At 67.9% G+C, this 11,626-nt stretch carries 10 protein-coding genes; 7 read left to right on the forward strand and 3 right to left on the reverse strand.

The window, feature by feature from the left end; all coding sequences use genetic code 11:
- The first annotated feature begins 88 nt into the window (after positions 1–88).
- Positions 89–1,180, forward strand: coding sequence for a Rieske 2Fe-2S domain-containing protein (locus tag ACO1BU_RS04090; RefSeq protein ID WP_424134633.1), 1,092 nt, complete (start codon positions 89–91; stop codon positions 1,178–1,180).
- Positions 1,181–1,231: 51 nt separating this feature from the next.
- Here ACO1BU_RS04090 and ACO1BU_RS04095 read toward each other — a convergent pair whose 3' ends face one another.
- Positions 1,232–1,729, reverse strand: a complete 498-nt coding sequence (locus tag ACO1BU_RS04095) for a DUF892 family protein (RefSeq protein ID WP_424134634.1) — start codon at positions 1,727–1,729, stop codon at positions 1,232–1,234.
- 249 nt (positions 1,730–1,978) lie between these two features.
- On the opposite strand from ACO1BU_RS04095, the gene ahcY reads away from it, so the two are divergent.
- Together ahcY and ACO1BU_RS04105 are read left to right on the forward strand one after the other, a co-directional pair.
- On the forward strand, positions 1,979–3,394 hold the full coding sequence (ahcY, locus tag ACO1BU_RS04100; protein ID WP_424134635.1) for an adenosylhomocysteinase: 1,416 nt from the start codon (positions 1,979–1,981) through the stop codon (positions 3,392–3,394).
- Positions 3,395–3,592: 198 nt separating this feature from the next.
- Complete coding sequence (locus tag ACO1BU_RS04105) at positions 3,593–6,157, forward strand: FtsK/SpoIIIE family DNA translocase (RefSeq protein ID WP_424134636.1); 2,565 nt, start codon at positions 3,593–3,595, stop codon at positions 6,155–6,157.
- 76 nt (positions 6,158–6,233) lie between these two features.
- Here ACO1BU_RS04105 and ACO1BU_RS04110 read toward each other — a convergent pair whose 3' ends face one another.
- A complete protein-coding gene (locus tag ACO1BU_RS04110; RefSeq protein WP_424134637.1) occupies positions 6,234–7,634 on the reverse strand; it encodes a PAS domain S-box protein in 1,401 nt (466 codons plus the stop codon).
- Between the two features lie 185 nt (positions 7,635–7,819).
- Here ACO1BU_RS04110 and ACO1BU_RS04115 point away from each other — a divergent pair, with 185 nt between their 5' ends.
- The 4 genes from ACO1BU_RS04115 to ACO1BU_RS04130 all read left to right on the forward strand — a co-directional run bounded on the left by ACO1BU_RS04115 (position 7,820) and on the right by ACO1BU_RS04130 (position 11,423).
- The gene (locus ACO1BU_RS04115) at positions 7,820–8,239 is read left to right on the forward strand and encodes a cupin domain-containing protein (protein WP_424134638.1); all 420 of its coding nucleotides are present in this window, start codon (positions 7,820–7,822) and stop codon (positions 8,237–8,239) included.
- 224 nt (positions 8,240–8,463) lie between these two features.
- Complete coding sequence (locus ACO1BU_RS04120) at positions 8,464–9,276, forward strand: endonuclease/exonuclease/phosphatase family protein (protein ID WP_424134639.1); 813 nt, start codon at positions 8,464–8,466, stop codon at positions 9,274–9,276.
- Positions 9,276–10,739 (forward strand): phospholipase D family protein, encoded by a 1,464-nt coding sequence (locus ACO1BU_RS04125; protein ID WP_424134640.1) that lies wholly within the window; start codon positions 9,276–9,278, stop codon positions 10,737–10,739. Before ACO1BU_RS04120 ends, ACO1BU_RS04125 begins: the two co-directional genes overlap by 1 nt.
- 84 nt (positions 10,740–10,823) lie before the next feature.
- The gene (locus tag ACO1BU_RS04130) at positions 10,824–11,423 is read left to right on the forward strand and encodes a hypothetical protein (protein WP_424134641.1); all 600 of its coding nucleotides are present in this window, start codon (positions 10,824–10,826) and stop codon (positions 11,421–11,423) included.
- A 24-nt stretch (positions 11,424–11,447) separates the two neighbouring features.
- Here ACO1BU_RS04130 and ACO1BU_RS04135 read toward each other — a convergent pair whose 3' ends face one another.
- Positions 11,448–11,606 (reverse strand): preprotein translocase subunit SecE, encoded by a 159-nt coding sequence (locus ACO1BU_RS04135; protein ID WP_424134642.1) that lies wholly within the window; start codon positions 11,604–11,606, stop codon positions 11,448–11,450.
- Between the last annotated feature and the right edge of the window lie 20 nt (positions 11,607–11,626).

Below are 11,626 nucleotides of genomic sequence, written 5' to 3' on the forward strand. Positions count from 1 at the left end.
CACGCCCCGCGGATCTGTGCCAGTTTTCCGGAATGCGCGGCTTGTTCCTTCGGGGCAAGCCGGTTGCTATCGGCAGGGACAGGTGTGCATGGATCAGGTTCGGTCGGTACAGGACGATACCCGCCACCGCGGTGATCGGGAGCGCGATCTGCGCCGTGTCTCCATCCACCCCGACCACTGGTATCCCCTGGCCTGGTCCACCGAGCTGAAGCCGGGCAAGCCGCATGCTGTGAGCTTCGCGGGCGACCCTATCGTGCTGGTCCGCCCCAAGCAGGGCCCCGTCTTCGCCCTGGAGGATCGCTGCGCCCATCGCCAGGTGCCGCTCAGCAAGGGGTTGGTGGAGGGCTGTGCCATCCGCTGCGGGTATCATGGCTGGGCCTATGACCAGAGCGGCCACTGCACGGACGTGCCCTATCTCGGCAAGGGCAAGCTGCCCAACGGCGTGCGCGCCTATCCCTGCCGGGAAGTGGAGGGGCTGATCTTCGTGTTTCCCGGCGATCCGGCTCTGGCGGAGACGGTGCCGCTGCCCGGCCTCGGCTCCGTGGCCGACCCGCGCTACAAGACACGCCGCTTCGGGCGCGAGGTCGCCTGCCACTACAGCTTCATGCATGAGAACCTGATGGACATGAACCATCAGTTCCTGCACCGGAGGCAGATGGGGAACATGGTCCCGCGCTACATGGGCGGGGACAAGGGCGAGGACTTCGTCGAGGCGCGCTACACCTTCTCCCGCGTGGGAGGAAAGCAGCCCTGGGCGGAAGCGGCGATCTTCGGCGAGCGCCGCGCGGTGGGCACGGAATCCTCCACCGCGCAGAAGGACCTGATGACGATCCGGACGGAGTATCCGTACCAGACGCTGCGCATCCAGACGGGTGACGACGCGCCGGTGATGGATCTCTGGATCGCCTATGTGCCGGTGGACGCTCAGCAACGCCGCAACCGCACCTTCGGCCTGCTCTCCGTCAAGCGTCCGAAAATTCCCGGCCTGCTGGAAGCCGGCTGGCCGCTGCTGGTGCTGTTCACCGAACGCATCTTCAAGGAGGACCGCGACATCGTGGAAATGGAGCAGGCGGCGCATGACGCGCAGGGCGCGGACTGGAACCAGGAGGTGTTCCCGGTCATCCGCAACCTGCGCGCGCTGCTGCGGGCACGCGGCGGCCCCACCCTCGGCCCGGCATGAACCTTCGGGGAGACGCCGCTCTCCCCGGAGCCTTCGCCAGGCCGCGCTGTCTCAGGCCGCTTGCTTCAGCGCGGCCGGGTTAACCTCGCTTTCCGCCAAGGCGGTGAGTTTCTCGTCGGTCGCCTTCTCCTCCTGCAAGGTCTGCTCGAGCAACCGGGCGAGGTCAGCCATACCTGAGGAACTGGCGAGGGAGCGCATCGTGCCATAGGCGGCGATCTCGTGATGCTCGATGCCCTGGGCAGCGGCGATCAACATCACATCCAGCATGGGGCCGGGCTGGTGCTGCGAGATGATGCGCTCAGCTTCCTGTACCAGCCCCTGCATGGCCTCGCAGGGCTCGCCCTGAAGTTGCTGCTGCATCATCTTGCCGGCCTGCTCCAGTCGTGTGATCTGCTCGCGCGTCTCCTGCATGTGCTGCTCGAAGGCCTGCTTGAGTTTTGGTGACGTCGCGGCCTGCATGAGCTTGGGCAGATTCTCGACGGCCAGTCTCTCTGCCGTGAGTGCTTGGCCCAACTTCTCCGTCATCATGCCCTTGATGCTTTCGGTCATGGCGTTCTCCCTGTCTGCGGCGGCCATGGCCTATTCGCGCCGGAGCTCATGACCGCGCGCCAGACCTAGGATTCGGCCGGAGTCGCCGCGCTAACCTGGGTTGGGAAAGCTGTTGACCTGTTCGTGTGCGGGAGGTTCTCCTTTCACTGCGGAAGGGGGAATATAAAGATATCCTGATATCGTTTATCCCCTTTTCGCCAGGGGCCTCCACGTGATAGGCGCCTCGGCAGACACGGAAGGCCGCCTGACATGCCCGACACCCTGCCCCCGAAGAACGACTACGTCGTCGCCGATCTCTCCCTCGCCCAGTGGGGCCGCAAGGAGATTGAGATGGCTGAGGACGAGATGCCCGGCCTGATGGCCACCCGCCGCGAATACGGCAACAGCCAGCCGTTGAAGGGCGCCCGGATCGCCGGCTGCCTGCACATGACCATCCAGACGGCCGTGCTGATCGAGACGCTGAAGGCCCTTGGCGCCGATGTCCGCTGGTCCTCCTGCAACATCTTCTCCACCCAGGACCACGCTGCCGCCGCCATCGCGGCCGCCGGCACCCCGGTCTTCGCCGTGAAGGGCGAGAGCCTGGAAGAGTACTGGAACTATGTCCGCCGCACCCTGGAATGGGCTGATGGCGGCGAGCCGAACATGCTGCTGGACGATGGCGGCGACATGACGCTGCTGGTCCATTACGGCCTGCGCGCCGAGCAGGGCGACACCGCCTTCCTCGACAAGGCGACGAATGACGAGGAGACCGTCTTCTTCGCCCTCATCAAGCGCACCCTGACGGAGAAGCCGGGCTGGTTCGCCAAGCTCGCCGCCTCGATCAAGGGCGTGTCCGAGGAGACGACCACGGGCGTTCACCGCCTCTACACCATGGCGAAGGAGGGCAAGCTGCTCTTCCCCGCCATCAACGTGAATGACAGCGTCACCAAGTCGAAGTTCGACAACCTGTATGGCTGCCGCGAGTCCCTGGTGGATGGCATCCGCCGTGGCACCGACGTGATGATGGCAGGCAAGATCGCCTGCGTCGCCGGCTTCGGCGATGTCGGCAAGGGCTCCGCCGCCAGCCTCCGCAATGCCGGCTGCCGCGTGATGGTGACGGAGGTCGACCCGATCTGCGCGCTGCAGGCGGCGATGGAGGGCTATGAGGTCGTGACCATGGAGGATGCCGCGCCCCGCGCCGACATCTTCGTCACGGCCACGGGCAATGTGGACGTCATCACCATCGACCACATGCGCGCGATGAAGAACCGCGCGATCGTCTGCAACATCGGCCACTTCGACAGCGAGATCCAGGTTTCGGCGCTGCGCAACCTGAAGTGGACGAACATCAAGCCGCAGGTGGACGAGATCGAGTTCGCGGACGGCAAGAAGATCACCTTGCTCTCCGAGGGCCGGCTGGTGAACCTGGGCAATGCCACGGGCCATCCCTCCTTCGTGATGTCCGCCTCCTTCACCAACCAGACGCTGGCGCAGATCGAGCTGTGGACGAACGGTTCGGCCTATGGGAAGCAGGTCTACACCCTGCCGAAGCACCTGGATGAAAAGGTGGCCTTCCTGCACCTGGAGAAGGTCGGCGCGAAGCTCACCAAGCTCACCCAGCAGCAGGCCGACTATATCGGCGTGCCGCAGCAGGGGCCCTTCAAGGCGGAGCTGTACCGCTACTGAGCCGCCGAGGCGCGCCGGCAAGGCTGGCGCGCCTTCGACCCGGAGTAAGAGACGAGGAGGCCGGGGAGAATTCCTTCTCCCCGGCTTTTTTTCTTTTCGGCCCCCGGCGCCACGTCGATTGGCCGACAACTGTGTCGCCCAAACCAAGGCATTGCGGTGTAGTCTTCCCCCGCTGCATCAACCTTGCCTGGGAAGACCATGCCGCGCGCCACCGCGAATCGATCCTCCAATGCCCCGATCGCCGCGGATACCGGCATGAACCCCTTTGGTACTTCGGCCGGCATCCGCCGTTTCGCCTCGCCCGCCGTGAAGGCCGCGCTGAAGCGGCGCGGGGGGCAGCTTCTGGGCATGATCTGCGGGTTGCTGGGTCTGGCAGTGCTGGTTTCGCTGGCCAGCCACAACCCGGCCGATCCCTCTCTTTCCACCGCCACAACGCGCGCCCCGACCAATCTGGCCGGGCCGTTCGGCGCCATGGTGTCGGATGTGCTGCTCCAGGGCTTCGGCTGGGCGGGGCTGCTGCCTGCACTCTGCCTGCTGACCTGGGCGCTGCGACTGGCCACTCATCGCGGGCTGTCGCCCTTCGCCGGGCGGGTGGCTGCACTGCTAGCCGCGTTGCCGCTGCTCGCAGCGGCGCTCTCCAGCACCCCTCTGCCGGTGCCGGTTCCGAGCGGTACCCCCGGCGGGGCCATGGGCCCGCTGGTGCGCCAGGCGGTGGACGAAACCATCGGCGCCGTGTTCGGGCCGCTGGGCGACGTGCTTGGTAATACCGCGATCACCGGGTTGGCGGTGCTGGCCTCGGTGCTGGCGCTGGCCATTCCGCTCTCCTCCTGGCGGCGGGCGGGCGGCGCGGCGGCGCGGCGTAGCTCCGGCATGGCCAGCAACATCCTGCGCCGCCGGTCCGAGGCACGTGCCCGGGCCGCCGAGGCCCGCCAGGCGCGCGAGCGCCGGGCCTCCTCGCACCCGGTGGCTGAGGAGCGCCGACCCGGCCTGTTCGCCCGGATGCTGGGCGCGCCCGGCGCGCTCGCCGGACTGATGCGCCGCCGCCCCGAGCCCTCGCCGCAGCTTTCCGCTCTGTTGCGTGCCGCCGATGCGGCTGCCGAGGCGGAGCCGCCGGCTCCCCGCCCGCGCCCGGCCCCGCGCCCGCGGCCCGAGCCGAAGGTGGAAGAGGCCAAGGCTGAGGGCCTGCGGATCGCCGACCGCGTGCTTCCCCAGCGCCGCCTGCCGATCTCGGAAACGGTGAAGAAGGGCGATGACGGCAAGTTCCGCCTGCCGCCCCTCTCCTTGCTGGCTCCGGCCCCTCCGCGCCGCGAGAGCGGCCCCTCCCGCGAGGCGCTGGAGGAGAATGCGCGGCTGCTGGAATCCGTGTTGGAGGATTACGGCGTGCGCGGGCGGATCGCGGATATCCGCCCCGGTCCGGTGGTCACGCTCTACGAACTGGAGCCGGCGCCTGGCACCAAATCCGCCCGCGTCATCGGTCTGGCCGACGACATCGCGCGCAGCATGTCCGTGCTGGCCGTCCGCATCGCGACCGTGCCCGGCCGCAACGTGATCGGCATCGAACTGCCGAATGCGAAGCGCGAGATGGTCTATTTCTCCGAGATGATGGAAGCGGAGGATTGGGCGCGAAATCCCGGTAAGCTGCCGTTGGCACTCGGCAAGGATATTGGCGGTGCACCGGTGGTGGCCGATCTCGCGCGCATGCCGCACCTGCTGATCGCCGGTACAACGGGCTCCGGTAAGTCGGTCGGGATCAACACCATGATCCTGTCGCTGCTCTACCGCTTCGGGCCGGATGAGTGCCGCTTCATCATGATCGACCCGAAGATGCTGGAACTGTCGGTCTATGACCGGATCCCGCATCTGCTGGCTCCCGTGGTGACGGAGCCGCCCAAGGCGATCGGCGCGCTGAAGTGGACGGTGCGGGAAATGGAGCGCCGCTACAAGGCGATGAGCCAGCTCGGCGTCCGCAACATCGGCGGCTACAACGAGAAGGTCTTGGCCGCTGCCCAGCGCGGCGACCTGCTGACCCGCCGCGTGCAGACGGGCTTCGATCCCGAGACCGGCAAGCCGGTCTTCGAGGACCAGCCGCTCAATCTGCAATCCCTGCCGATGATCGTCGTGGTGATCGACGAGATGGCGGATCTGATGATCGTGGCGGGCAAGGAGATCGAGGCCGCGGTGCAGCGCCTGGCGCAGATGGCCCGCGCTGCCGGCATCCATGTGATCATGGCGACGCAGCGCCCGTCCGTGGACGTCATCACCGGCACCATCAAGGCGAACTTCCCGACGCGCATCTCCTTCGCCGTCACGTCCAAGATCGACAGCCGCACCATTCTCGGCGAGCAGGGGGCGGAGCAGCTGCTCGGCCAGGGCGACATGCTGCACATGGCCGGCGGCGGTCGCGTGAACCGCGTGCACGGCCCCTTCGTCTCGGACGAGGAGGTGGAGCGCGTGGTGGACTTCCTGCGCGAGCAGGGCGAGCCGGCCTATATCGAGGAAGTGACGGAGACCGAGGACGACGAGGAGGGCGGCTCCATGCCGCTCGACACCGGCAGCGGCGAGAAGGGGCTTTACGAGCAGGCCGTCGCCCTGGTCACCCGCGAGGGCAAGGCGAGCACCAGCTTCGTCCAGCGGCACCTCAATATCGGCTACAACCGCGCTGCCAAGCTCATCGAGCAGATGGAACGCGAAGGTGTGGTCGGCCCGGCTAACCATGTCGGCAAGCGCGAGGTGCTGGCCCGTTCCGTCGGGGCGGATGACTGATCCGGCACGCCGCTGCGCCGGGGGTGGCTGATCCCACGCGGCCCGAGGCCCGCCGACGCGCAGGGCCTTGGGCCGACTAGGCGGTGGCCAGGCTGACTACCGGCGCGCTGATGATGCAGCGCAACCCGTTCTCATCGAGTTCGTAGATGGTGCTCGCGCCAAGCTGATAGGGCAGGGCCTTCTCGATCAGCTCGCGCCCATAGCCCCGCCGGGCGCTCTCCCGGTCCGGTGCGCGCCGGCCGACGCCCCTTTCGACCCATTGCAGCAACAGGCGGCGTCCGTCGCCCTCCTGGATCCGCCAGGTTACCGTCAGGCGTCCATGCATGACCGCCAGCGCGCCATATTTGCGGGCATTGGTGGCAAGCTCATGCAGCGCCATGGCCAGGATCTGCACCATGGAGTTGCGTAAGGGCACCTCTGGTCCGTCCAGCGTGATGCGGCTCCAGAATTCCTCCCCGCCCAGGGCGGCCAGTTCGGCCCGGATCAGGGCGCCGATGGTGATCGGCTCCTGTGCTGACCGGGAAAGAAAACCCTGAACCCGCGACAGCGCTTCCAACCGTTCGCCGAATTCCTTCCTGAAAGCCGCCACCGAATTATTCGATGCGATCGTCTGCTCTGCGATGGAGCGCACCACGCCCAGGAGGTTGCGCGTGCGGTGCTGCAGTTCCGCGATCAGCACGCCCTGCTGGTCCTGCAGGCGCCGGAGGTCGTCGATATCGGTCGAGGTACCCAGCCATTCCATGGGGCGCCCTGACTCGTCTGACACGGGCGTCGCGCGGGTCCGGTGCCAACGGTAGCGACCCTCGGCGGCGCGGAAGATCCGGGTTTCCATATCCAGCGGCACGCCATTCTCGGCGCCTGCCCAGGCTGCCAGGGCAGCTTCGCGGTCATCGGGATGTAGCGCGGCCAGCCAGCCTTGCCCCTGGCTCTCTTCCTCGCTCAGGCCGGTGTAGCGGCTCCATTGCGGGCTGGACCAAGTCCAGCTGCCGCTGTCCGCTGCTCGCCACACGAGCTGCGGGATGCCCTCCACCAGCGCCCGCTGCCGTGCCTCGGCCGCGACCAGGGCACGGCCCGACGCGCGGCGCTCTGTGACGTCGCGCTGGATTGATAACCAGCCCTGCACACTGCCATCCGCTCCTGGAAGCGCGGTGATGGCCCACTCGACCATGTATTCGCTACCATCTTTACGGTAGTTCACGACCTCCCCGCTGAAGCGGCGCTCACGGGATAACCCGGCTTTCAGGCGGTCGAGCACGGCGCGGTCGGTCCGGGGGCCCTGGAGGATCCGGGGACTCTTGCCCACCAGCTCCTCCACGCTGAAGCCGGTCATGCTCGCCATGGCTGCATTGGCGAACCGGATCCTTGGCCCGGGAAAGGCGAGGTCAGGTTCCGTGATGAGCGCGGGCAGGGCGGCGTATTCGAAGGCTGTCCGGAACAGCCCGTCCGCGACCTGCGTTATCGCTGGTGACTGCCTCACCCCAGGCGCTTCCATGGTCTCGCCGGTTCCGGTCTTCTCCTTATTCCCACATCAACGCAGGATCGGAACGAAGTTCCAAGGGCAATCGCGTGTAGAAGGACGTGGAATCACAACCGGAGCGCCGCAGGATGTTGGAACAGCACCGTTTTGCGCCAAGTGGTGCCATTCCCAATTCGAGGTTGCCATTGCTGATCTGGCGGGGCGCCCTGGCTGGGGATGCCGGGGGCATCACGGCCCATTTCGCCCGCCATGGCTGGTCCAACGCCTGGACCGACGGGGTCTTTCCCTACCACCACTTCCATAGCACCGCGCACGAAGCCCTGGGCGTGTCCCGTGGGGAGGCCCGGATCCGCTTCGGCGGGCCCGCAGGGGAAACCCTGGTGCTGCGTGCCGGCGACGCCGTCGTGATCCCTGCGGGCGTCGGCCATTGCCGTGAATGGGCCAGCGCGGATTTCGAGGTGGTCGGTGCCTATCCGGGTGGGGCGGATTACGACATTCGGCGCGGCGAGCCCGCGGAGCGGGCCGAGGTGGAGGCCAACCTCGCAGCCGTGCTCCGTCCGGCCCGCAACCCGGTGGACGGCGGTGCGCTGCCGGGCTGGGCGTGATAGCCCTGCGGAGGCACGCTCCGGGCCCCGTGATCTGTTGGATATGTGAAGATATGTTGGAGCGAGCGGAACCCGCTTGCCGGCTGGTGTCTTCCGTTCCAGCTTGGTTTGCGGTCTCCGCATTCCCAAGTCAGGTGTCCCCCGGGCGGGTTCCGCCCGATGTCCAGGTCTGAGGCAGGATGAGATCACCACCCCCGCGGCCGCTCTCTGGTCGCGAGCCTACCTTGCCCCGCGTCCTGGCCGAGATCCGAGGCCGTTTCAGCAGTCCGGTGCATGATCCCGTGCCGATTCCCGATGGGGCGCTGACGGTCGCCTCCTACAACGTTCACAAATGCGTCGGCACCGACAAGCGCTTCGACCCGGCGCGGGTGGCGGAGGTGATCGCCGAGCTGGATGCCGACATCCTGGCCCTGCAGGAGGCGGACCGCCGCTTCGGCCGTCGCGTGGGGCTGCTGGATATGGCGGAGATTGAGCGCCGCACCGGGCTTCGCCTCGTTCCGCTCTCTACCACCCCAGGCGGGCATGGCTGGCATGGCAATGCGCTGCTGCTGCGGGAAGGGCAGGTGACGCGGTTGCATCGCATGGCGCTGCCCGGGGGCGAGCCGCGCGGCGCCGTCATGGTGGAGATGGAACTGCAAGCGGGGCCACTGCGGGTGATCGCCGCCCATTTCGGATTGCTGCGGCGCCACCGGGCGCAGCAAGTGGCGGCCATCCTTTCGGCCCTGGCCCAGCATGACGACATGCCCACGATTATGCTGGGTGATCTCAATGAGTGGCGACCGGGCCGGCGCTCCTCGCTACGTGCCCTGGCGGGTCCCTTCGGCCATGCCCATCCCGGCCCCGCCACCTTCCCCAGTCGTTTGCCGATTTTGCCGCTGGACCGGATCTTCGGCCGGCCGCATGGGCTGGTCCGGGCGCTCCAGGCGCATGACACGCCGCTGTCCCGCATTGCCTCCGATCATCTGCCGCTAAAGGGGCGGCTGGACTTGGTGGGGGCGGCCGCGCATGGCGTCACCGCTGTCTCCATGGCGGCCTGATGGGCTCATCCGTTGCCCCGGACGCGGATGGCCGCGTCCTGACCACCGGAATCTCGGCCCTGCAGGCCCGGGAAGGCAGCAGCGTGGAGCTGATGCAGGGTGGGCTGACCGCCTTCGCAGCCCGGGTGGAGGCGGCGCGGACAGCGACGACCAGCCTGGACCTGCAATACTATCACTGGCGTGATGACCTGACCGGCCGGGCGCTGGCGCGGGAGGTGCTGCGCGTGGCGGAGCGCGGCGTGCGGGTGCGCGTGCTGCTGGACGACATGTACGCGATCGGGCGGGAACGCCTGCTCGGCGCGCTGGACGCGCACCCGCATATCGAGGTGCGGCTCTTCAACGCCACGCGCTGGCGCTCCCTCGGTCAGTTCGGGTTGTTGCTGGAAATGCTGTTCGGTGGCTGGCACCTGAACCGGCGCATGCACAACAAGGCCTGGATCGCGGATGGGCGCTTGGCTATCTGCGGCGGGCGCAATATCGGCGACGAGTATTTCGAGGCTGCCGACGAGATCAATTTCCGCGACCTGGACCTGGTGATCGCCGGACCGGCGGCAGGCGAGGCGCAGGCCATCTTCGAGCGTTACTGGAACCACCGCCTGTCGCGGCCAATTGCAACGGTCAGCCAGGCGGCGCGGCGTCGCGGCGGCTTTCGTGCCCTGGCCGCGCGGCTGGATGCCGCCAGCGCGGCGCCGGAGGCCAGACCCTTCTTTGAAGGGCTGAAGGCCGACCCTGACGTACGGAAGGTGCTGGACGGCGATCCGAGCCATCTGGCCTGGGTGGAACCCGAGGACATCCAGGTGGTCGCGGATCCGCCGGACAAGGCGATCGGCCGGGCGCCCGTCCGGGAATGCCTGGCGCCTGCCATTCTCGCCGCCTTGCGCGTTGCCCGGGAGGAGGCGCTGCTGATCTCCCCCTATTTCGTGCCGGGTGAGCACGGGGCCTGCATGCTGGAAGCGCTGGCCCGGCGCGGCGTGCATGTGTCCGTCGTCACCAATTCCCTGGCCGCCACCGATGTGGTCGCGGTCCATGGCGGCTATACCCGGTACCGCGAGCGACTGCTCCTTGCCGGGGTGGAACTGCACGAGTTGAAGCCGACAGGCGTGGAGGGGGCGAGCGTCTTTGGCTCGCGCGGGGCCAGCCTGCACACCAAGGCGCTGGTGGTGGATGGGACGCGGACCTTTGTTGGCTCCTTCAATCTCGACCCACGCTCGGCAGCACTGAATACGGAGATGGGGACCTTCATCCGCCATCCCGGAATCGCGCAGGAGCTGCGGGAGGAACACGCCCGGCTGGCCGACCCTGCGCGGAGCTGGCGCGTGACGCGGGAAGGGCCGGGCCGGCTTGTCTGGACCGCCACGGAAGCCGGCGAGACAGTCGTGCAGCGCCGGGAGCCGGATGCCTCGCTCCGCCGCCGTGCCCTGGCGCAAATGGTGCGTTATCTGCCCGTCGAGTCCCAGCTCTGACGCGTCCGCCGCGGGAACTGATCCGCGCTGCCCTTGCAGCGCGCCGGACTCCGGCCCTTCTTTCGCCGATCACCGGAGGGTTTCATGCGCCGCCTCATTCCCCTGCTGGCCCTCGCTGCCCTGCCAACCGGCGCGCAGGCCCAGAGCCGCCCCGCCACCTTCCCGACGCGGGACGTGGTGGTGAGCTACCGCGTGCTCGGCAATGCCTCCCCCCAGGCGCCGCGTGAGTTCACCGTGGCTGCGCTGGCGGCGGAGGGACGGCTGCGAGTCGAATCCCCATCTCTGCCAGCCTGGGGGCTGATGGACCGCCAAACCGGGCGCACGGAGATGGTGATGGATTCCATGCGCGTCGTGACCCCGAGCCCGCTGAAGCAGGAGGAGGCCACGCGGTATCTTCGCCTGGCCGAAACAGCGCGGCTGACCCGGGCCGGTACCGCCACCCAGGCTGGGGAGCGCTGCACGAACTACCGTTGGGAACAGCAGGGCCAGCGCGGCACGGCCTGCCTGACGGCGGATGGCGTGCTGTTGCGTGGCCTGAATGACCGGGGAGAGGGTGTGGAGGCAGTGCGGGTGGCTTATGCCCGCCAGGATCCCGCGCGATTCCGCGTGCCGGAAGGCTACCGGCGCGTGGATCTTGGCGACATGGCCCGCAGCCTCCAGGGGCTGACATTGCCGCGCCGGTAGGTCACCCCCGACGCGGCAATCTGATCAGCCGAAGAAGACCTTCAGGAAGATCAACAGCAGGACGACGGCAATGATCGTCCAGAGGGTGGCGCGGGTGAACATGGCCCAGCCGGTCTGGCGCTCGGCAAGGATGTCCTGCGCCTTCACCTCAACATAGTCGACGTGCTGCTGGGCCTCGGCCATGGGGTTCGCCTCGTGATGGG

It is taken from the genome of Roseomonas chloroacetimidivorans (genome assembly GCF_049629625.1).
Lineage (GTDB): Bacteria > Pseudomonadota > Alphaproteobacteria > Acetobacterales > Acetobacteraceae > Roseomonas > Roseomonas chloroacetimidivorans.

Excerpts from the sequence above, each read along its gene's own strand:
- ACO1BU_RS04090 (WP_424134633.1), top strand. The coding sequence starts at position 89 with ATGGATCAGGTTCGGTCGGTACAGGACGATACCCGCCACCGCGGTGAT.
- ACO1BU_RS04095 (WP_424134634.1), bottom strand. The coding sequence starts at position 1,729 with ATGACCGAAAGCATCAAGGGCATGATGACGGAGAAGTTGGGCCAAGCA.
- ahcY (WP_424134635.1), top strand. The coding sequence starts at position 1,979 with ATGCCCGACACCCTGCCCCCGAAGAACGACTACGTCGTCGCCGATCTC.
- ACO1BU_RS04105 (WP_424134636.1), top strand. The coding sequence starts at position 3,593 with ATGCCGCGCGCCACCGCGAATCGATCCTCCAATGCCCCGATCGCCGCG.
- ACO1BU_RS04125 (WP_424134640.1), top strand. The coding sequence starts at position 9,276 with ATGGGCTCATCCGTTGCCCCGGACGCGGATGGCCGCGTCCTGACCACC.
- ACO1BU_RS04130 (WP_424134641.1), top strand. The coding sequence starts at position 10,824 with ATGCGCCGCCTCATTCCCCTGCTGGCCCTCGCTGCCCTGCCAACCGGC.
- ACO1BU_RS04135 (WP_424134642.1), bottom strand. The coding sequence starts at position 11,606 with ATGGCCGAGGCCCAGCAGCACGTCGACTATGTTGAGGTGAAGGCGCAG.